General features: G+C 68.4%; 15 protein-coding genes and 1 pseudogene. 8 read left to right on the top strand and 8 right to left on the bottom strand.

The window, feature by feature from the left end; all coding sequences use genetic code 11:
* Positions 1-22: 22 nt before the first annotated feature.
* From fdhD to IF04_RS0127785, 5 genes and pseudogenes are all read right to left on the bottom strand, one after another.
* A complete protein-coding gene (fdhD, locus tag IF04_RS0127805; protein WP_030263708.1) occupies positions 23-859 on the bottom strand; it encodes a formate dehydrogenase accessory sulfurtransferase FdhD in 837 nt (278 codons plus the stop codon).
* On the bottom strand, positions 847-3156 hold the full coding sequence (locus IF04_RS0127800; protein ID WP_030263705.1) for an FdhF/YdeP family oxidoreductase: 2310 nt from the start codon (positions 3154-3156) through the stop codon (positions 847-849). Before IF04_RS0127800 ends, fdhD begins: the two co-directional genes overlap by 13 nt.
* A gap of 68 nt (positions 3157-3224) precedes the next feature.
* On the bottom strand, positions 3225-4172 hold the full coding sequence (locus IF04_RS0127795) for a LysR family transcriptional regulator (RefSeq protein WP_030263703.1): 948 nt from the start codon (positions 4170-4172) through the stop codon (positions 3225-3227).
* Between the two features lie 62 nt (positions 4173-4234).
* Positions 4235-5332: pseudogene (locus IF04_RS0127790) on the bottom strand (family 43 glycosylhydrolase); the annotation flags it as partial.
* A gap of 35 nt (positions 5333-5367) precedes the next feature.
* Positions 5368-6360 (bottom strand): LacI family DNA-binding transcriptional regulator, encoded by a 993-nt coding sequence (locus tag IF04_RS0127785; RefSeq protein ID WP_030263700.1) that lies wholly within the window; start codon positions 6358-6360, stop codon positions 5368-5370.
* Positions 6361-6655: 295 nt separating this feature from the next.
* Here IF04_RS0127785 and IF04_RS0127780 point away from each other — a divergent pair, with 295 nt between their 5' ends.
* The 6 genes from IF04_RS0127780 to IF04_RS0127755 all read left to right on the top strand — a co-directional run bounded on the left by IF04_RS0127780 (position 6656) and on the right by IF04_RS0127755 (position 15836).
* Positions 6656-7600: a carbohydrate ABC transporter permease gene (locus tag IF04_RS0127780; RefSeq protein WP_030263699.1), complete on the top strand. Its 945-nt coding sequence runs from the start codon at positions 6656-6658 to the stop codon at positions 7598-7600.
* Between the two features lie 3 nt (positions 7601-7603).
* On the top strand, positions 7604-8539 hold the full coding sequence (locus IF04_RS0127775) for a carbohydrate ABC transporter permease (RefSeq protein WP_030263697.1): 936 nt from the start codon (positions 7604-7606) through the stop codon (positions 8537-8539).
* A 44-nt stretch (positions 8540-8583) separates the two neighbouring features.
* The gene (locus IF04_RS0127770; RefSeq protein ID WP_030263696.1) at positions 8584-9930 is read left to right on the top strand and encodes an ABC transporter substrate-binding protein; all 1347 of its coding nucleotides are present in this window, start codon (positions 8584-8586) and stop codon (positions 9928-9930) included.
* A gap of 77 nt (positions 9931-10007) precedes the next feature.
* The gene (locus IF04_RS0127765; protein ID WP_030263694.1) at positions 10008-12065 is read left to right on the top strand and encodes a beta-galactosidase; all 2058 of its coding nucleotides are present in this window, start codon (positions 10008-10010) and stop codon (positions 12063-12065) included.
* 47 nt (positions 12066-12112) lie between these two features.
* On the top strand, positions 12113-14170 hold the full coding sequence (locus IF04_RS0127760) for an RICIN domain-containing protein (protein ID WP_037960957.1): 2058 nt from the start codon (positions 12113-12115) through the stop codon (positions 14168-14170).
* Positions 14171-14315: 145 nt separating this feature from the next.
* Complete coding sequence (locus tag IF04_RS0127755) at positions 14316-15836, top strand: SulP family inorganic anion transporter (protein ID WP_030263689.1); 1521 nt, start codon at positions 14316-14318, stop codon at positions 15834-15836.
* Between the two features lie 30 nt (positions 15837-15866).
* Here the strand turns inward: IF04_RS0127755 and IF04_RS0127750 are convergent, their stop codons facing one another.
* Positions 15867-16280 carry an arsenate reductase ArsC gene (locus IF04_RS0127750; RefSeq protein ID WP_030263686.1) on the bottom strand — a complete coding sequence of 138 codons (414 nt, stop codon included), beginning with the start codon at positions 16278-16280 and terminating at the stop codon, positions 15867-15869.
* Between the two features lie 61 nt (positions 16281-16341).
* Here IF04_RS0127750 and IF04_RS0127745 point away from each other — a divergent pair, with 61 nt between their 5' ends.
* On the top strand, positions 16342-16650 hold the full coding sequence (locus tag IF04_RS0127745) for an ArsR/SmtB family transcription factor (protein WP_030263684.1): 309 nt from the start codon (positions 16342-16344) through the stop codon (positions 16648-16650).
* Positions 16647-17729: an ACR3 family arsenite efflux transporter gene (gene arsB / locus IF04_RS0127740; RefSeq protein ID WP_030263682.1), complete on the top strand. Its 1083-nt coding sequence runs from the start codon at positions 16647-16649 to the stop codon at positions 17727-17729. The genes IF04_RS0127745 and arsB overlap by 4 nt, the downstream gene beginning before the upstream one ends.
* 41 nt (positions 17730-17770) lie before the next feature.
* Here arsB and IF04_RS0127735 read toward each other — a convergent pair whose 3' ends face one another.
* Positions 17771-18124 carry a VOC family protein gene (locus IF04_RS0127735; protein WP_030263679.1) on the bottom strand — a complete coding sequence of 118 codons (354 nt, stop codon included), beginning with the start codon at positions 18122-18124 and terminating at the stop codon, positions 17771-17773.
* 181 nt (positions 18125-18305) lie between these two features.
* Positions 18306-18662 carry an ArsR/SmtB family transcription factor gene (locus IF04_RS0127730; RefSeq protein WP_030263675.1) on the bottom strand — a complete coding sequence of 119 codons (357 nt, stop codon included), beginning with the start codon at positions 18660-18662 and terminating at the stop codon, positions 18306-18308.
* Positions 18663-18684: the final 22 nt, after the last annotated feature.

Raw genomic sequence — 18684 nt, 5'->3', positions numbered from 1 at the left:
GGGGTTCGCCGCCTGCCCGTGGTCACCCCACCGGCTCCGTTTGCAGGCGTTCGGAGCCGGTGTACACGTTCATCGACGTACCCCGGAGGAAGCCGACCAGGGTCAGCCCGCTCTCCGCTGCCAGGTCCACGGCGAGCGAGGAAGGGGCGGAGACGGCAGCCAGCATCGGGATTCCCGCCATCACTGCCTTCTGTACGAGCTCGAAGGAGGCTCGGCCGCTGACCATCAGTACCGTTTCGCGCAGTGGCAGCAGGCCGGAGCGCAGGGCGTGGCCGACGACCTTGTCCACGGCGTTGTGCCGGCCAACGTCCTCGCGCAGGCACAGCAGCTCGCCGTCGGGCGTGAAGAGTCCGGCGGCGTGCAGGCCGCCCGTGCTGTCGAACACCCGCTGGGCTGCGCGGAGTTGGTCGGGGAGGGTGGTCAGTACCTCCGGTCCGATGCTCAGTGGGTCGTCGGCGACGGACCACGTTGCCGAGGTACGTACCGCGTCCAGGCTGGCCTTGCCGCACAGCCCGCACGAGGATGTGGTGTAGAAGTTGCGCTCCAGGGAGGCGTCGGGGGCGGGCACCCCCTTGCCCAGGACGACGTCGACCACGTTGTAAGTGTTGCCGCCGTCGGACGTGGCGCCCGCGCAGTAACGGATCCCGGCCACGTCCCCGGCGGCGTGCACCACGCCCTCGCTCACCAGGAAGCCGGCCGCGAGGTCGAAGTCGTCGCCCGGGGTGCGCATGGTCACGGTGAGCGGCCGCCCGCCGACCCGGATCTCCATCGGCTCCTCGGCGGCCAGGGTGTCCGGGCGGTGCGAGGGCACCCCGTCCCGAATGCGCAGCACCCGCCGCCGTGCGGTCACGCGTCCCACGCCGCGCTCCGCTCCTTGGGCTCCAGGCGGACCACAACGCCCTTGGAGGTGGGGCAGTTGCTGAAGTCGGCCACGCTGTCCAGCGGGACCAGGACGTTGGTTTCGGGGTAGTAGGCCGCCGCGGAGCCGCGGCTGGCGGGGTAGGCGACGACGCTGAAGTCCTCCGCGCGGCGTTCCTTCCCGTCGTGCCAGACACTCACCAGATCCACGACGGAGCGGTCGGCGATGCCCAGTTCCTCCAGGTCGGCGGGGTTGACGAGGACCACCCGGCGGGCGTTGTGAATGCCGCGGTAGCGGTCGTTCGGCGCGTACCAGACGGTGTTCCACTGGTCGTGCGAGCGCAGCGTCTGCAGCAGCAGATGCCCCTCGGGGACGTGCGGCATCGTGAACTCGTTGGACGTGAACACGGCCTTGCCGCTCGGGGTGCGGAAGACCCGCTTGTTCACCGGATTGGGCAGATGGAAGCCGCCGGGCTGCGCCACCCGGGCGTTGAAGTCCTCGAAGCCCGGCACGACACGGGATATCCGGTCGCGGATGGTGCCGTAGTCGCCCTCGAACTGCTCCCAGGGGATGAACGGTTCGTCTCCCAGTGTCCGGTGCGCCAGCCGGCTGATGATCGCGACCTCGCTGAGCAGATGCGGGGAGGCAGGCGGCAGCTTTCCCCGCGAGGCGTGGACATCGCTCATCGAGTCCTCGACGGTGATGAACTGCTCGACGCCGTTCTGGAAGTCCCTGTCGCTGCGGCCCAGCGTGGGCAGGATCAGGGCGGTGTCACCGCAGACGGTGTGGGAGCGGTTGAGCTTGGTCGAGATGTGCGCGGTGAGCCGGCACTTGCGCATCGCCTCCTCGGTGACCGCGCTGTCGGGGGTGGCCCGTACGAAGTTGCCCGCGACACCGAGGAAGACCTTGGCGCGGCCTTCGTACATCGCATGGATGCCGTTCACCGCGTCCAGGCCGTGCCGGGCGGGCGGTGTGAAGCCGAATTCCTTCTCCAGCGCGTCGAGGAACTTCTGCGGCATCTTCTCCCACACGCCCATGGTGCGGTCGCCCTGGACGTTGCTGTGGCCGCGTACCGGGCATGCACCCGCGCCGGGCTTGCCGATGTTGCCGCGCAGCAGCAGGAAGTTGATGACCTCGCGGATGGTGGGTACGCCGTGCTTGTGCTGGGTCAACCCCATCGCCCAGCACACGATGATTTTGTTGCTCTTCAGGACCTGGGCGTGCACGCGCTCGATCTCCTCGCGCGTGAGCCCGGTCGCCTCGAGGACGTGGTCCCAGGAGACCTGCCGCACGTGTTCGGCGAAGTCGGCGCTGCCGATGGTGTGCGCCTGGATGAAGTCGTGGTCGAGCACGGTGCCCGGCGCGGCGTCCTCGGCCTCCAGCAGCAGCCGGTTCAGGGCCTGGAAGAGGGCGAGGTCACCACCCGCGCGGATGTGCAGGAACTGGTCGGCGATCTGCGTGCCGCGGCCGATCACACCGCGCGGCCGCTGCGGGTGCTTGAAGCGCATCAGCCCGGCCTCGGGCAGTGTGTTGACCGCGATGACCCGACCGCCGTTGCGCTTGGTCTCCTCCAGCGCCGAGAGCATCCGCGGGTGATTGGTGCCCGGGTTCTGCCCCACGACGAAGACCAGGTCGGAGTGGTGGAGGTCGTCCAGCGAGACACTGCCCTTGCCGATGCCCAGCGTCTCCGTCATCGCGAATCCGCTGGACTCGTGGCACATGTTGGAGCAGTCCGGCAGGTTGTTGGTGCCGTACGCGCGGGCGAAGAGCTGGAGGAGGAAGGCGGCCTCGTTGTTCAGCCGCCCCGACACGTAGAAGAGCGCCTCATTGGGAGAGGACAGCGCCTTGAGCTCCTCGGCGAGCAGGCCGAAGGCCTCGTCCCAGCCGATCGGCTCGTAGTGGGTCGCACCGGGCCGCTTGACCATCGGCTCGGTCAGCCGGCCCTGCTGGTTGAGCCAGTAGTCGGACTTGGTGTCCAGCTCGGCGATCGAGTGCTCGCGGAAGAACTCCCGGGTGACGCGCCGCGAGGTGGCCTCGTCGTTGATGTGCTTCGCGCCGTTCTCGCAGTACTCGTTCATGTGCCGCTTGCCCGGCGAGGGCTCGGGCCACGCACAGCCCGGGCAGTCGATGCCCTTGGGCTGATTGATGTTCAGCAGAGTCAGCGCGGTACGCCGCACGGACGTCTGGCCCAGCGAGTACTCCAGCGCGTGCGTCACGGCGGGCAGACCGGTCGCCCAGGTCTTGGGCGGAGTGACCGACAGGTCGTCGGCGGGATCCTCGATCTCTGCGCTGCTCATGCCCTGACGATCCGGTAATGCACGGAGACAAGTCAAAGAGGGATTTCCGATTGCTTGATAGGCGCCGCTTATTGCGAGACGGACGATACGGAATTGCCGGGAAGCCGCTCCAGGGCGGCGGCGAGGTCGGTCTGCCGGGCGATCTCCGTCAGGGCGCGCGCCATGACGGAGCCCGGCTCGCGGGCGGTCATCACCAGCCCGATGGGCACCGTACGGGTGGGCTCGACCAGCGGTACGGCGCGCATGCCGGGCGGGATGCCGAAGACGTGCAGCCAGGCGTGCGGCACGATGCTGGCCCACCGACCCGTCCTGACGTGCGCGAAGAGCGCGGCCACCGAGTCGGTCTCCACGCGGGGCGTCGGCTGCACCCCGGCCTCGGCGAACAGCTCGTCCAGTACTCTGCGCCCCTGCATGGTCCCCGTCAGCAGGCACAGCGGCAGCCGCGACGCCTCCGCCCAGGTCGCCGTCGTCCGGCGGCCCAGATTGTCGGCCGCGGAGGTCAGCAGTACGTACCGTTCCTGGTACAGCGGAACCGTCCGGAAATTCTCGGAATTCTCGGAAATGCCCTCGCGTAGATAACTGATGGCCGCATCGATCTCGAAATTCTGCAGTCGCCGCAGAATGTCCTCCGACCGGAGGTCCGCCTGCACGTCCACGGTGACCAGCGGGTGCGCCGCGCAGAACGGGTCGATGAGGAGGGAGACGGCGCCGGTCGCGGTCGGGACGGCGCCGATCCGTATCCGCCCGCTCAGCCCGGTGCGCAGCGCGCCGACCTCGTCCTTGAGGGCGTCACGGTCGGCGAGGATCCGCTGCGCCCACACCACGATGCGCTCGCCCTCCGGCGTGAGCCCCTCATAGGTGCGGCCGCGCCGGACCAGCGGCACGTCCAGCTCCTCCTCCAGCTTCCGGATCGCCTCCGAGAGAGCGGGCTGGGAGACATAGCACGCCTGGGCGGCACGGGCGAAATGGCGCTCCCGGGAGAGCGCCACCAGATATTCGAGTTGGCGAAACAGCACGTCAAGGGTCTACCCGACGGCTCGCCGGAACGCCAGTCGGACACACCCTAGGACGAGCGCGGGGGCAGCGCACTGAGCAGTCGGCTGTACTCGGCCCGGGTCACCGGGAGCACGGTGCCGTGGCGAGGGCTCGCGGGCAGTCGGTAATCCGTGGACTGCGTCCACTTCCCGGACGCGAGGTCAGTGGTCTCGAAGGGGACGTAGCCGCGGCCGCCGAACTCGTCGATGAACAAGTACCACTTGTCCTGCGTGTTGGACTTGAAGACCGTCGGCCCCTCGCCCCGCTCGACGGCCCCCTTGCCGATGCAGTCGGCCACGAAGTCGTAGGAGGTGTCGGTGAGTTCGGTGGACCGCTCGGCGGTGATGAACTTGGAGCAGGGCGTGCCGGACGATGGGTCGCGCTCGTCCTTGGTGAAGCGGTGGTAGGTGTCGCCGTCCTTGATGACCGTGGAGTCGATCACCGAGTAGCCGGGGTCGTTCCACACCTTGGGCGCACTGAAGGTGCGGAAGTCCTTCGTCGTCGCGTACAGCATCTTGTTGTACGTCGTGCCGGTGTGGTCCGGGTCGTTCTCGGCGTAGACCTTGGACGCCCAGAAGACGACGTACGCGTCGAGGCGGTCGTCCCAGTACGCCTCCGGGGCCCAGGCGTTGCCCGCGGTGTCCGGGGCGACCTGCACCAGGCGGCGGTCGGTCCAGTGGGTCAGGTCCGTGGATTCCCACACCATGATGGACTTGCTGCCGGTGCGCTGCACCTGGTCCCAGCTGCCGCCCTCGCCGCCGTACATCCGCAGGTCCGTGGCGATCAGAAAGAACTTGTCGCCCCGCGGCGAGCGGATCACGAACGGGTCGCGCAGGCCCTTGGTGCCGAGATCGGAGGTGAGCACTGGCCTGCCACCGTTCAGCTCGCGCCAGTGCAGGGGATCGTTGCCACGGCTGAGGGCCATCCGGATCTGCTCGCCGTCGGCGGTGTTCTCACCGGTGAAGTAAGTGAAGAGGTAGCCGGCGTACGCCTCTTGGCGTCGGGGCGTGTCCTCCTGGGAGGTCTCGTTGACGGCCGCGCCGGAGGGTGCGCTCAGGAGGGTGACACAGAGCGCGCCGAGGACGGCGAGAAGGGGTATGAGGGGACGGGGGCGGGGACGGGGACAGCGTTGTCTTCTCATCGGGGCGTCCTTTCGAAGTCCAACGACGGTCGGGCTTACCGAACTTCCGGTGGTGGCGCCGTGCTCTCGCGCAGTACGAGTCGTGTCGGTACCAGGGTGGTGCCGCGGTCCGTACCGCCCTCGCGGACCTGTCGTAGCACTCCGTCGACGCAGCGGCGGCCGACCTCGGCGAAGTCCTGGTGGACCGTGGTGAGCGGGGGCAGGAAGGAGCCGGCTTCCGGGATGTCGTCGAAGCCGATGACGGAGACGTCCTGCGGCACCCTGCGCCCGCGCTCGTGCAGCGCGCGCAGCAGGCCGAGCGCCATCTGGTCATTGGCGGCGAACACCGCGGTGCAGTCGTCCTGTTCGGCCAGGCGCAGGCCCGCGCGGTAGCCGGACTCCGCGGACCAGTCGCCGTGCACCAGCGGCGGCGGTACCCGTCCGGCCTCCTCAAGTGCCGCTTGCCAGGCGGCGGTTCGGCGCTGCGCGGCATACGACCCCTCGGGGCCGGCCAGATGCCACACGGTGTCGTGCCCGAGGCCGAGCAGGTGCCGGACGGCGTCGCGCGAGCCGCCGGCCTGGTCCGTGTCGACGACCGCGTAGCGGTCCCCGGCGTCCGAGTCCGCCACCACGACCTTCACATGCGGCGGCAGCGAGAGGCGGGCCGAGTCGAGCAGGTGGACCTCCATGATGACGATGACCGCATCGACGGCGAGTTCGCCCAACCGCGAGAAGGCGCCGCGTACTTCGTCCTGCGTCGGCACCGCCACGGGCAGCAATGTGACCGCGTAACCCTCCTCCGCGGCGGAGGTGGCGATCGCCTCCAGCGTGCGGACGTTGCCGGTCGTGGCGAGCGTGAAGGTGATGACGCCGATGGTGCGGAAGTCACCGCGCTTGAGTGCCCGGGCCGCACTGTTGGGGCGGTACCCCAGCTCCTTCATCGCGGCGAGCACCCGCTGACGGGTCTCTTCGTTTACGCCGGGGAAGCCGTTCGAGACGCGCGAGACGGTCTGCGAGGAGACGCCCGCGACCCGGGCGACGTCCGCCATCGAGGCGTTCTGAGTGCGCCGCCGGGATCCGGCCCCGCCGCGCGCCGGTGCGCTGTCCGTTGCTCCCACCGTCTCCCTCACCCGTTGCGCCGTCCGTTCCTGCAGCAACTGTTGACCCTCGTCATCGAGGCAGTGTAGATATGTCGCCGCCGCGTGTTTACGTAAACATAGCACCGTGAGGGACCGTGCGCGTCGTGTGTTTACGCAAACATAGCGAGCGAAGCGAACACCACTGGGCCCGGGAAGTACGAGCAAGTACGAGCAAGTACGAGGAAGTACCAGCGAGGGGCGCGACATGACAACCGTGCAACCGCCAGCGGCCACCCGGCCCCGCCCGGCCGGGCCACCGGTGCGCCGCACCCGCCGCACCCGCCGCACCCGCCGCTCATGGACGGGATGGGGGTTCATCGGCCCCTTCGTCCTCGTCTTCGCCCTGGTCTTCCTGGCGCCGCTCGCGTACTCCGGCTACCTCAGCCTCTTCCGGACCCAACTGATCGGCGGCACCACCTTCGTGGGTCTGGGGAACTACCAACAGGCCCTGCAGGACGCCCGGTTCTGGGACGGCGTCGCCCGCGTCGGACTCTTCCTGGCCGTCCAGGTGCCGATCATGCTGGGCCTCGCCCTGCTCGTCGCGCTCGCCCTCGACAGCGGCCGGTTGTACGGCAAGGACTTCTTCCGGATAGCCGTCTTCCTGCCCTACGCCGTGCCCGCCGTCGTCGCCACGCTCATGTGGGGCTTCATGTACGGCACCCGCTTCGGACTCGTCGGCGACGTCAACGACGCGTTCGGCACGAAACTCCCCGACCCGCTCTCGCCCGAGCTGCTCCTGGCCTCCATCGGCAACATCGTGACCTGGGAGTTCATCGGCTACAACATGCTGATCTTCTACTCCGCGCTGCGCGTCATCCCGCACTCGCTCTACGAGGCCGCCGAGATCGACGGCGCCGGCCAGTGGCGCGTCATCTCGGCGATCAAACTGCCTGCCATCCGCGGCGCCCTCGTCATCGCCACGATCTTCTCGATCATCGGCAGCTTCCAGCTCTTCAACGAGCCGAGCATCCTGCAGAAGCTGGCACCGAACGTGATCACCACCGACTACACCCCGAACTACTACACGTACTCGCTGTCCTTCTCCGGTCAGCAGCACAACTACTCCGCCACGGTCGCCATCGTCATGGGCCTGCTCACGATGATCGTCGCGTACGTGGTCCAGCTGCGCGGCATGCGCAAGGGAGCGTGACCGATGAGCAGCACCGCGACCACGGTCGCCCGGCCCACCCGGAAACCACCCACCGCCACCCCGCGACTGCGGCCGCCGCGCCGCAACACGTCCCGGCGCTCCAAACGCAGCATCCTGCTGACCGCGCTCACCGGGATCGTCCTGCTCTACAGCCTGCTGCCGCTGTTGTGGCTGCTGATCAGTGCCACCAAGACCCAGCAGGGGCTGGCCCGTTCGTTCGGCCTGTGGTTCGACGGGGACTTCGCCCTGTGGGACAACATCGTAGAAACGTTCACATACAACGATGGTGTCTTCGGCCGCTGGCTCCTCAACACCGCGCTGTACGTGGTCGTGGGTGCCGGTGGCGCGACGTTCCTGGCCGTCCTCGGCGGGTACGCGCTGGCCAAGTTCGACTTTCCCGGCAAGCGTGCCGTGTTCGCCGTCGTCATCGGCGCGGTCGCCGTGCCCGGCACCGCCCTCGCCGTCCCGACGTTCCTGATGTTCAGCAAGATGGGCCTGACCGATACCCCGTGGGCGGTCATCATCCCGTCCCTGATCTCGCCCTTCGGCCTGTATCTGATGTGGGTGTTCGCCACCGAGGCGATCCCCGGCGAACTGATGGAGGCGGCCCGCATCGACGGCGCGAGCGAGTTGCGTACCTTCTTCCAGGTAGCGCTGCCGCTGCTCGCGCCCGGCACGGTCACCGTGTTGCTCTTCACCACCGTCGCGACGTGGAACAACTACTTCCTGCCGCTGATCATGCTGAAGGACCCCGACTGGTACCCGCTGACCCTCGGCCTCGACAGCTGGAACAAGCAGGCGGCAACGGCCGGCGGCGAAGCCGTCTTCAATCTGGTCGTCACCGGCTCGCTGCTCACCATCGCGCCGCTGATCGCCGCCTTCCTGCTGCTCCAGAAGTACTGGCAGTCCGGCCTCGCCGCCGGAAGCGTCAAGGAGTAGGCCCGCTCGGCAGTCCTCCCCCGCAAAGGAGCGGAAGCATCACCATGCCCAAATACCGCCAATACCCCCGCCGCCTGCTGCGCGGCACCGGTGTCGTCTGCGTGCTGGCCCTCGGCGCGACCGCGTGCGGCGACTCCGACGACAACTCGCCTCAGAAGCAGGTCAGTTCCGCGGACCTGCGGGCAGCCCTGAAGAAGGGCGGCACGGTGACCGTGTGGGCATGGGAGCCCACGCTCAAGCAGGTCGCCGCCGACTTCGAGCAGAAGTACCCGAAGGTCGACATCAAACTGGTCAACGCGGGCACCAACAAGGACCAGTACAAGGCCCTGCAGAACGCCATCTCGGCGGAGAAGGGCGTCCCCGATGTCGCCCAGATCGAGTACTACGCGCTGAGCCAGTACGCCCTGACGAAGTCCGTCACCGACCTCGCACCGTACGGGGCCGACCGGCTCGCCGGCTCCTACTCCGCCGGCCCCTGGAACTCGGTGAAATCCGGCGACGGCATCTACGGCCTGCCCATGGACTCCGGCCCGATGGCCCTCTTCTACAACAAGAAGGTCTTCGACAAGTACAAGATCTCGGTGCCCACCACGTGGGACGAGTACGTCGACGCCGCCCGCAAGCTGCACAAGGCCGACCCGAAGGCCTACATCACCAGCGATGTCGGTGACGCGGGACTGGCCACCAGCCTGCTGTGGCAGGCCGGTTCGCACCCGTACAAGGTCGACGGCACCAAGGTCGGTATCGACTTCACCGACTCCGGCGCCAAGAAGTACACCGACACCTGGCAGCAGCTCATCGACGAGAACCTCCTCGCGCCGGTCAACGCATGGAGCGACGACTGGTACAAGGGCCTCGGCGACGGCACCATCGCCACCCTGCCCGCCGGCGCCTGGATGCCGGCCAATTTCGCCTCCGGGGTGAAGGGCGCGGCCGGTGACTGGCGCGTGGCCCCGCTGCCCCAGTGGACCAAGGGCGCGGACGCCGCTTCCGAGAACGGCGGCAGCTCGCTCGCCCTGCCCGAGCTCGGCGACAACAAGGAGCTCGCCTACGCCTTCGTCGAGTACGCCAACTCCGGCGCCGGCGTGCAGACCCGCATCAAGGACGGCGCGTTCCCGGCCACCACGAAGGACCTGGAATCCAAGGCGTTCCAGAACACCGAGTTCCCGTACTTCGGCGGTCAGAAAGCCAACAAAATTTTCGCCGAGGCCGCGAAGAACGTCCCCGCGGACTGGAAGTACCTGCCCTACCAGGCGTACGCCAACTCGGTCTTCAACGACACCGTCGGCAAGGCGTACATCTCCGGCACCAAGCTGTCGCAGGGCCTGAACGCGTGGCGCGACGCCTCCGTCAAGTACGGCTCCGAGCAGGGTTTCACCGTCGAGAAGTAACCAGGAGGGCCCGTGCCCGGCCGCCGCTGTGCCGGGCCGCTCCCCGTCAGCCGTCTCGTTCCCCCGGAAGGACCTGCATGATCCCGCCCGCTTCCCCGCGCCCGTCCCGCTTCCCGTACGCGACGGGTGGCGACGGCTCCCCACGGCTCGTCTTCGGAGCCGACTACAACCCCGAGCAGTGGCCGCGGGAGGTGTGGGAGGAGGACATCCGGCTGATGCGCGAGGCCGGCGTGAACATCGTCTCCCTGGCCATCTTCTCCTGGGCGCGACTCCAACCCACCGCGGATACGTGGGACTTCGGCTGGCTCGACGACATCATGGCGCTGCTGCACGAGGGCGGCATCGGCGTCGATCTGGCCACCGCGACCGCCTCCCCGCCGCCCTGGCTCACCACCGCGCACCCGGAGATCCTGCCGGTGACCGCCACCGGAGAAACCGTGTGGCCGGGGGCGCGGCAGCACTGGCGGCCGACTTCGCCCGTTTTCCGTGAGCACGCGTTGCGTCTCGTACGGCACATGGCGACCCGGTACGCCCAGCACCCCGCCCTCGTGGCCTGGCACGTCAACAACGAGCTGGGCTGTCACAACGTCTACGACTACTCGGACGACGCGGCCCGCGCCTTCCGCGCATGGCTGCGCCGCCGCTACAGCACGCTCGACGCGCTCAACCACGGCTGGGGAACGTCCTTCTGGTCCCAGCACTACAGCGACTGGGACCAGATCCTGCCGCCGCGCCTGGTCGCCTCGCACCCCAACCCCACACAGCAGCTCGACTTCAAGCGCTTCTCGTCCGACGCGCTCAAGGACCATCTGCGCGCCGAGCGCGAGGTACTCCGGGAACTCACCCCGAACACGCCCGTGACCAGCAACTTCATGGTGATGCCCGGCATCAAGGGCATGTACTACGCGGACTGGGCGAGCGAGGTCGACTTCGTCTCCAACGACCATTACGTCGTGCCCGGACCGCAGGACCGTGACGAGCTGTCCTTCTCGGCCAACCTGACCAGCGGCATCGCGGGCCATCGGCCGTGGTTCCTGATGGAGCACTCCACCAGCGCCGTGAACTGGCAGCCCGTCAACCCGGCCAAGGCACCCGGCGAACTGGCCAGGGACTCGCTGCTGCATGTGGCGCACGGTGCGGACGCCGTGTGCTTCTTCCAGTGGCGCCAGTCCGCGGCCGGCGCCGAGAAGTACCACTCCGCGATGGTGCCGCACGCCGGCGCCGACAGCGATCTCTTCCGTTCCGTCGTCGCGTTGGGACGGACGATCGAGGCGCTCGGACCGGTCGCCGGTGCCGAGCGTGAACCCGCCCGCGTGGCAGTCCTGTTCGACTGGGAATCGTGGTGGACCAGCGAGCTCGACTCCCACCCGACCTCGCGCCTCGACTACCACCACGAGGCCCTGGACTGGTACTCCGCGCTGCTGCGGCTCGGCATCCGTGCCGACGTCGTGCCCGCCCACGGGACCGACCTCACCGTGTACGACGTGGTGATCGCGCCGGTCCTGCACATGGTGCCGCAGGCGCTGGCCAAGGAGCTCACGCGTTATGTCGAGGGCGGCGGCCGCCTCGTCACCACGTACTTCTCCGGCGTTGTCGACGAGCACGACCACATCTGGCTCGGCGGCTACCCCGGCGCGCTGCGCGAGCTGCTCGGCATCCGGATCGAGGAGTTCGGACCGCTGCTCGACGGCGACACCGTCGACCTCGACAACGCCACCACGGGCAGCCTGTGGACCGACCGGATCACCGTCTCCGGGCCCGACGTCGAGGTACTCGCCCGCTACCGCACCGGCGCGTATGCCACCCGCCCGGCGGTCACACGCCATACGACGGGCCGGGGCTCGGCCGCGTACGTCTCCACACGTCTGGGGGCCGACGGCCTGACCGCCCTCCTGCCCGATCTGCTCGCTCCGGCGGGCGTCACCAGTGAACTGCCCGAATCGGCGCGTGGTTCAGTGGAGTTGACCGTGCGCCGCGGCGGTGCCCACCGCTACCTGTTCCTGGTCAACCGGACCGATGCGTCGGTGCCGCTGCCGGGCGTCACCGGCGAGGTGCTCGCGGGCCCCGAACCCGGCGCCGACGGTCTCGTACTGCCGCCCCGCGAGGTGGCCGTACTGCGGCTGCCCGCCTCCTGACCCCACCACCGACAACTCACCTGTCGCGTTCGAATTGGGAGTACACGTTGGCCCGTCACACCCGCACGCATACCCGCACAAGACGACTGCTCGGCGTCGTCACCACCACCGCACTCGCCACCGGAACCGCACTGCTCGGCGCCGCGTCGCCGGCCGGCGCGGCGACCGACTCCGTCACGGTCCGGCCCGACCCCTCGTACGGACAACAGCCGTTCCAGGGCTGGGGGACCAGCCTCGTCTGGTTCGCCAACGTCACCGGCGACTACCCCGAGCCGATCCGCGAGAAGCTCGCCGACCTCCTCTTCGGCGACAAGGGGCTCGCCCTGAACATCGCCCGTTACAACATCGGCGGTGGCAACGCCCCCGACGTCAAGGACTACCTGCGGCCGGGCGGCGCCGTCGAGGGCTGGTGGAAGGCACCGAAGGGCACCACTCGTGACGACACCGACTGGTGGGATGCGAACGACCCCGCCGACTGGAACCCGGACGCCGACGAAACACAACGCTGGTGGGTCGACCGGATCAAGGACGACATCGACCACTGGGAGACGTTCAGCAATTCACCACCCTGGTTCATGACCGAGAGCGGTTACGTCTCCGGTGGCTTCGACGCGAACAAGGACCAGCTCAAGACCGGTTCCGTCGATGACTTCGCCGCCTACGTGGCGGGCGCCACCGAGCGACTGGAAAAGGCTGAGGGCATCAAGGTCGACACCGTCGACCCGTTCAACGAACCCAACACCGGTTACTGGAGCACCAAGCTCGGCCCCGACGGGGAGCCGACCGGCGGCCGTCAGGAAGGCGCCCACATAGGCCCCGAGCTGCAGCAGAAGGTGATACGCGCCCTCGCCCCCGCCCTCGAGGAAGCAGGCACCGGCGCCAAGATCTCCGCGATGGACGAAACCAACCCGGGCATCTTCGCGACGAACTGGAACAGCTACCCGGCCGACGTGCGCGACCTCGTCGGGCAGATGAATGTCCACACCTACGGCACCGGCGGCCGTACCACCGTCCGCGACCTCGCCAAGGCCGCCGGCAAGCCGCTGTGGATGAGCGAGGTCGAAGGCGACTGGGGCGACGGGCAGTCCTTCACGGACATGCGGCCCGGCCTCGGCCTCGCCCAGCACATCGTCGACGACCTGCGCGAACTCGAACCGCAGGCGTGGGTGTTCTGGCAGCCCGTCGAGGACTACGACAACATGAAGCCCGGCGGCGAGTCCGCCAAGGGCGGCAACTGGGGGAGCGTCCAGATCCCGTTCAGCTGCACCTCGAAGGACACCCTCGAGAGCTGCCCCATCCGCACGAACACGAAGTTCGACACGGCTCGCAACTTCACGCACTTCATCAAGCCGGGGGACCGGCTGATCAAGACGGACGACACCTCCAGCGCCGCATCCGTCTCGCGGTCCGGCGATGCCGCCACCGTCGTCCACGTCAATGGGACCACGGACACCCGCACGGTGACCGTCGACCTGTCGAAGTTCCGGCACATCGCCGCGGACGCCACCGTCACACCGGTCGTGACCAGCGCGAACGGCAAGCTGAAGCGGCACGCGCCCGTCCCGGTCGACGACAAGAAGGCCACCTTCACGGTGCCCGCACAGTCGGTGACGTCGTTCGTTGTGGACGGAGTGTCCGGCGTCGCGGCGGATGCGCCGCTGCTGCGCAAGGGGCACACGTACGAGCTGACCGGGGTACAGAGCGGCAAGGCACTCACCGTCGCCGACAACGGCACCGGGCTCGTCGTCAAGAGCGGTGCGCCCGGTGCCGGGCAGCGGTGGCAGCTGCGACAGGTCAACGGCGACCGTGCGTCGAACCAGGCGCGGTACGTGTTCACCAACGCGGCCAACGGCGATCGACTGGCCGTACGCAACGACAACCCGGTCCTGGAACCCGACACCGGGCGACGCGACGCGGCCACCCAGTGGATCGGCTCGACTACCGGTAATGGCAACTGGACCCTCATCAACGCTGCCACCGGCAAGCTTCTCGAAGTCGGCGGCCAGGCCACCCACGACGGTGCCGCCGTCACCACCTGGCAGCCCAATTCCGGCACCAACCAACTGTGGAGGGTGAAGGACGTGACCGGTCGAGCCGCTTCGTAGCGCGGCGTCGGGGGAACGACCAGTCCGGTCTCCTCGCAGTGCCGGACGGTGCGGGTAGAGTTTTAGGAGGAGGGCGGTACATCGCTGCCCTCCTTCTGCCGTGTCGGGGCCGATGCCGCCCCCGGCGAAGATCTTGTGCCCGAGCATGACAGGTTCCGCGTTGTTGTCTTCCCTCCCGTCCGCCCGTGGGCGGCTGCAGGCCGCCGGCCGCCCCGCCTGGCTGGCCTCGCCCAAGGTCTTCCGTACCGAAGTCCTGGCCGGTCTGGTCGTCGGTCTGGCCCTGATCCCCGAGGCGATCTCCTTCTCGGTGATCGCCGGGGTCGATCCGAAGGTGGGACTGTTCGCCGCCTGCGTCATGGCGATGGTGATCGCCTTCGTCGGCGGCCGCCCGGCCATGATCTCCGCGTCCACCGGCGCCGTCGCCCTGGTCGTCGCGCCCGTCGCCCGCGAGCACGGACTGGGTTACCTGCTCGCCACCGCCATCCTCGCCGGCGTCTTCCAGATCGCCCTCGGCGCCCTCGGCGTGGCCAAGCTGATGCGGTTCGTGCCGCGCTCGGTGATGGTCGGCTTCGTCAACGCGCTCGGCATCCTGCTCTTCACCGCACAGATCCCGAACCTCCGCGACGTACCGTGGGCGGTCTACCCGCTGGTCGTCGCCGGCCTGGTCCTGATGATCCTCTTCCCGAAGATCACCAAGGCCGTGCCCGCACCCCTGGTCTCCATCGTCATCCTCACGGTCATCACCGTGGCGGCCGGCATCGCGGTCCCCACCGTCGGCGACAAGGGCAAGCTGCCCTCCTCGCTGCCCGTGCCCGGCCTGCCCGATGTGCCCTTCAGCGTGCACACCTTCACCGTCATCGCTCCTTACGCGCTGGCGATGGCCCTGGTGGGGCTCATGGAGTCGCTGATGACGGCGAAGCTGGTGGACGAGATCACCGACACCCGCTCCAACAAGACCCGCGAGTCCATCGGCCAGGGCATCGCCAACATCACCGCCGGCTTCTTCGGCGGCATGGGCGGCTGCGCCATGATCGGCCAGACGATGATCAACGTGAAGAACGGTGCCCGTACTCGTCTGTCGACGTTCCTGGCCGGGTTCTTCCTGCTGATCCTGTGCATCGTCCTCGGGCCGGTCGTGTCGAAGATCCCGATGGCCGCGCTGGTCGCGGTGATGGTCCTGGTCTCGGTCGGCACCTTCGACTGGCATTCGATCAAGCCCGCCACTCTCAAGCGGATGCCGATCGGCGAGACCACCGTCATGGTGATCACGGTCATCGTGGTGGTCGCCACCGACAACCTCTCCATCGGCGTCGTCGTCGGCACCCTCACCGCCATGGTGATCTTCGCGCGCCGCGTCGCCCACCTCGCGAACGTCACCTCGGTCATCGACCCCGACGGCACCCAGGTCGTCTACTCGGTCACGGGCGAGCTCTTCTTCGCCTCCTCCAATGACCTGGTCACGCAGTTCGACTACGCCGGCGACCCGGACCACGTCGTCATCGACCTGACCGCCGCCCACGTCTGGGACGCCTCTTCCGTGGCCGCACTGGACGCGGTCGAGACCAAGTACACCCAGCGCGGCAAGACCGTCGAGATCATCGGCCTGAACGGGCCCAGCGCCCGGCTGCACAAGACGCTGAGCGGGGAACTGGCCGACAGCCACTGACCGCTACCGGTCCTCACCGGCGCACGTCGCTCACTGCTTCCCGTCCGGGGCGATCTCAGCGATCAGCCCCTCCACCCGGCGCTTGATCTCATCGCGGATCGGCCGTACGGCTTCGACGCCCTGCCCCGCCGGGTCGTCCAGCTTCCAGTCCAGGTAGCGCTTGCCGGGGAAGACGGGGCAGGCGTCGCCGCAGCCCATCGTGATGCACACGTCGGAGGCCTGGACGGCGTCAACGGTCAGGACCTTGGGCCGCTGCGCGGACATGTCGATACCGACCTCGCGCATGGCCTCGACGGCGGCGGGGTTGACCCGGTCGGCGGGGGCGGAGCCGGCGGAACGTACCTCGATGCGGTCCCCGGCCAGGTGGGACAGCCACGCGGCGGCCATCTGAGAGCGTCCGGCGTTGTGGACGCACACGAAGAGGACGGACGGCTTCTCGGGCATGGGGGACCTTCTTATCAGCGGCCAGTGGCGTCAGTGGAAACTGATGTGACAGTATCAGTCCATGATGACGTCAGTCGACGCTGACCTGATCCGGGTGCTGGCCGACCCGCTCAGGCTCCAGATCGTGAACCTGCTCGCCAAAGAGACGCTGTGCACCACCCACCTGGTGGAGGAGACCGGTGCCCGGCAGACCAACCTCTCCAACCATCTGAGGGTGCTGCGCGAGGCAGGGGTCGTGGAGACCGAGCCGTGCGGGCGCTTCACGTACTACAGGCTCCGCCCGGACGTCATCGCCTGTCTCGCCGGTCAGTTCGCCGAGCTGGCCGAGACCGCCCGTGCCGCCGCCGACAACAAAAGGGCCTGCCCGTGACCCGCACCGAAGCCCCCGCGACGACTGAGGAGCCCTCGGTCGTCGCCAAGCTGTCCACCCTCGACCGGTTCCTCGCCGTATGGATCCTCGCCGCGATGGCCATCGGCCTCGGGCTCGGCCGGATCGTCCCCGGCCTGAACGACGCCCTGGCGAAGGTCGAGATCGGCGGCATCTCGCTCCCGATCGCCCTCGGCCTGCTGGTCATGATGTACCCGGTCCTCGCCAAGGTGCGCTACGACAAGCTGGACGCCGTCACCGGTGACCGCAAGCTGATGATCTCGTCCCTGGTCATCAACTGGCTCGTCGGTCCGGCGGTGATGTTCGCGCTGGCCTGGATCTTCCTGCCCGACCTCCCCGAGTACCGCACCGGCCTGATCATCGTCGGCCTGGCCCGCTGCATCGCCATGGTGATCATCTGGAACGACCTGGCCTGCGGCCACCGCGAGGCCGCCGCCGTCCTCGTCGCCCTGAACTCGGTCTTCCAGGTCATCGCGTTCGGCCTGCTCGGCTGGTTCTACCTCGACCTGCTGCCGCAGTGGCTCGGCCTCGGGAACGGGCAGGGCCTGGACGTCCCGGTCTGGCACATCGCGCTGAACGTGATCGTCTTCCTCGGTGTGCCGCTGCTCGCGGGCTTCCTCACTCGCCGCATCGGCGAGAAGAAGCTCGGCCGCGAGCGCTACGAGTCCCGCTTCCTGCCGAAGATCGGCCCCTGGGCGCTGTACGGCCTGCTCTTCACGATCGTCATCCTCTTCGCGCTGCAGGGAAAGACGATCACCACGCAGCCCCTGGACGTGGCCCGGATCGCACTGCCGCTGCTGGTCTACTTCGCCGTGATGTGGGCCGGTACCTTCCTGCTCGGCAAGGGCATCGGCCTGGCGTACGACCGCACCGCCACCCTCGCCTTCACCGCCGCCGGCAACAACTTCGAGCTGGCCATCGCGGTCGCCATCGCCACCTTCGGCGTCACCTCCGGCCAGGCCCTCTCCGGCGTCGTCGGCCCGCTCATCGAGGTACCGGTACTGGTGGCTCTGGTGTACGTCTCGCTGGCCTGGCGCAAGAAGTTCCCGGCCGTGCAGTGACGCCGCCCGCGGCGGGCCGGGCGGCGTCCGAGGCGTGAGCCTTACTGGCGCCGCCGGCCGAGGACACAGAACTCGTTGCCTTCGGGGTCTGCCAGGACGACCCACGATTGATCACCCTGGCCGATATCGACACGCCGTGCGCCATGAGCCACCAGACGGGCCACCTCGGCGTCCTGATCATCCGGCACGAAGTCGAGATGCAGTCGGCTCTTGGCCTTCTTGGGCTCATCGAGCAGGACGAACTCCAACCCCGGCACGCGATCCGGCTCCGGCCGGATCGCGAACTCCACATCGGAGGAGTGGACCACAACCCAGCCAAGCGCCTCGGCCCACCACTGTCCCAGGGCCGCCGGATCCGCCGAGTGAACGATCACATGTCGCCATTCCAAGGTCATTCGCCGAGCTTAGACTCGCCAGGGCTGCGAAGAACAGGCCCGGTTTCGCTGCCGGCACCGCTCGCGATCAGCAGCCGGGCATAACCGGCCGTCTGATGAACTCGCCCACCACTGCGTTGAGTTGCTCGGCCGCCTGATGCGGAAACCGGTCGGCGACGCTGCCGATCCGGCGCCCCTTCGCTCAGTACTGTCCCAGCGTCTGCCCCATAGCGGCGAGTACGGAAGGTTCGACGCGGTAGTACACCCACGTTCCGCGCCGCTCCGAGGCGAGCAGGCCGGCCTCTTTGAGCTTTTTGAGGTGGTGGGAAACGGTGGGCTGGGAGACGCCGACATCGGAGATGTCGCATACGCACGCCTCGCCGCCCTCGTGCGAGGCGACCAGCGAGAAGAGCCGGAGCCGTACCGGGTCGCCGAGCGCCTTGAACATCTTGGCGGTCCGCTCCGCCTCCTCAGCGGTCAGCGGACGCTCGGTGAGCGGCGGGCAGCACGGCGCCGCGGTCTCCGGATCCAGCATCGGTAGCGCCTTGGTATTCGACATGTGTCTATGTTGACACATATCG

The sequence above is a fragment of the Streptomyces violens genome, assembly GCF_000717745.1.
Taxonomy (GTDB): Bacteria; Actinomycetota; Actinomycetes; order Streptomycetales; family Streptomycetaceae; genus Streptomyces; species Streptomyces violens.
Note: the sequence above shows the minus strand (reverse complement) of the source record. Positions and strands in the feature narration are given on the sequence as shown.

Excerpts from the sequence above, each read along its gene's own strand:
- IF04_RS0127800 (WP_030263705.1), bottom strand. The coding sequence starts at position 3,156 with ATGAGCAGCGCAGAGATCGAGGATCCCGCCGACGACCTGTCGGTCACT.
- IF04_RS0127785 (WP_030263700.1), bottom strand. The coding sequence starts at position 6,360 with ATGGCGGACGTCGCCCGGGTCGCGGGCGTCTCCTCGCAGACCGTCTCG.
- IF04_RS0127780 (WP_030263699.1), top strand. The coding sequence starts at position 6,656 with ATGACAACCGTGCAACCGCCAGCGGCCACCCGGCCCCGCCCGGCCGGG.
- IF04_RS0127775 (WP_030263697.1), top strand. The coding sequence starts at position 7,604 with ATGAGCAGCACCGCGACCACGGTCGCCCGGCCCACCCGGAAACCACCC.
- IF04_RS0127770 (WP_030263696.1), top strand. The coding sequence starts at position 8,584 with ATGCCCAAATACCGCCAATACCCCCGCCGCCTGCTGCGCGGCACCGGT.
- IF04_RS0127765 (WP_030263694.1), top strand. The coding sequence starts at position 10,008 with ATGATCCCGCCCGCTTCCCCGCGCCCGTCCCGCTTCCCGTACGCGACG.
- IF04_RS0127755 (WP_030263689.1), top strand. The coding sequence starts at position 14,316 with ATGACAGGTTCCGCGTTGTTGTCTTCCCTCCCGTCCGCCCGTGGGCGG.
- IF04_RS0127750 (WP_030263686.1), bottom strand. The coding sequence starts at position 16,280 with ATGCCCGAGAAGCCGTCCGTCCTCTTCGTGTGCGTCCACAACGCCGGA.
- IF04_RS0127745 (WP_030263684.1), top strand. The coding sequence starts at position 16,342 with ATGATGACGTCAGTCGACGCTGACCTGATCCGGGTGCTGGCCGACCCG.
- IF04_RS0127735 (WP_030263679.1), bottom strand. The coding sequence starts at position 18,124 with ATGACCTTGGAATGGCGACATGTGATCGTTCACTCGGCGGATCCGGCG.
- IF04_RS0127730 (WP_030263675.1), bottom strand. The coding sequence starts at position 18,662 with ATGTCGAATACCAAGGCGCTACCGATGCTGGATCCGGAGACCGCGGCG.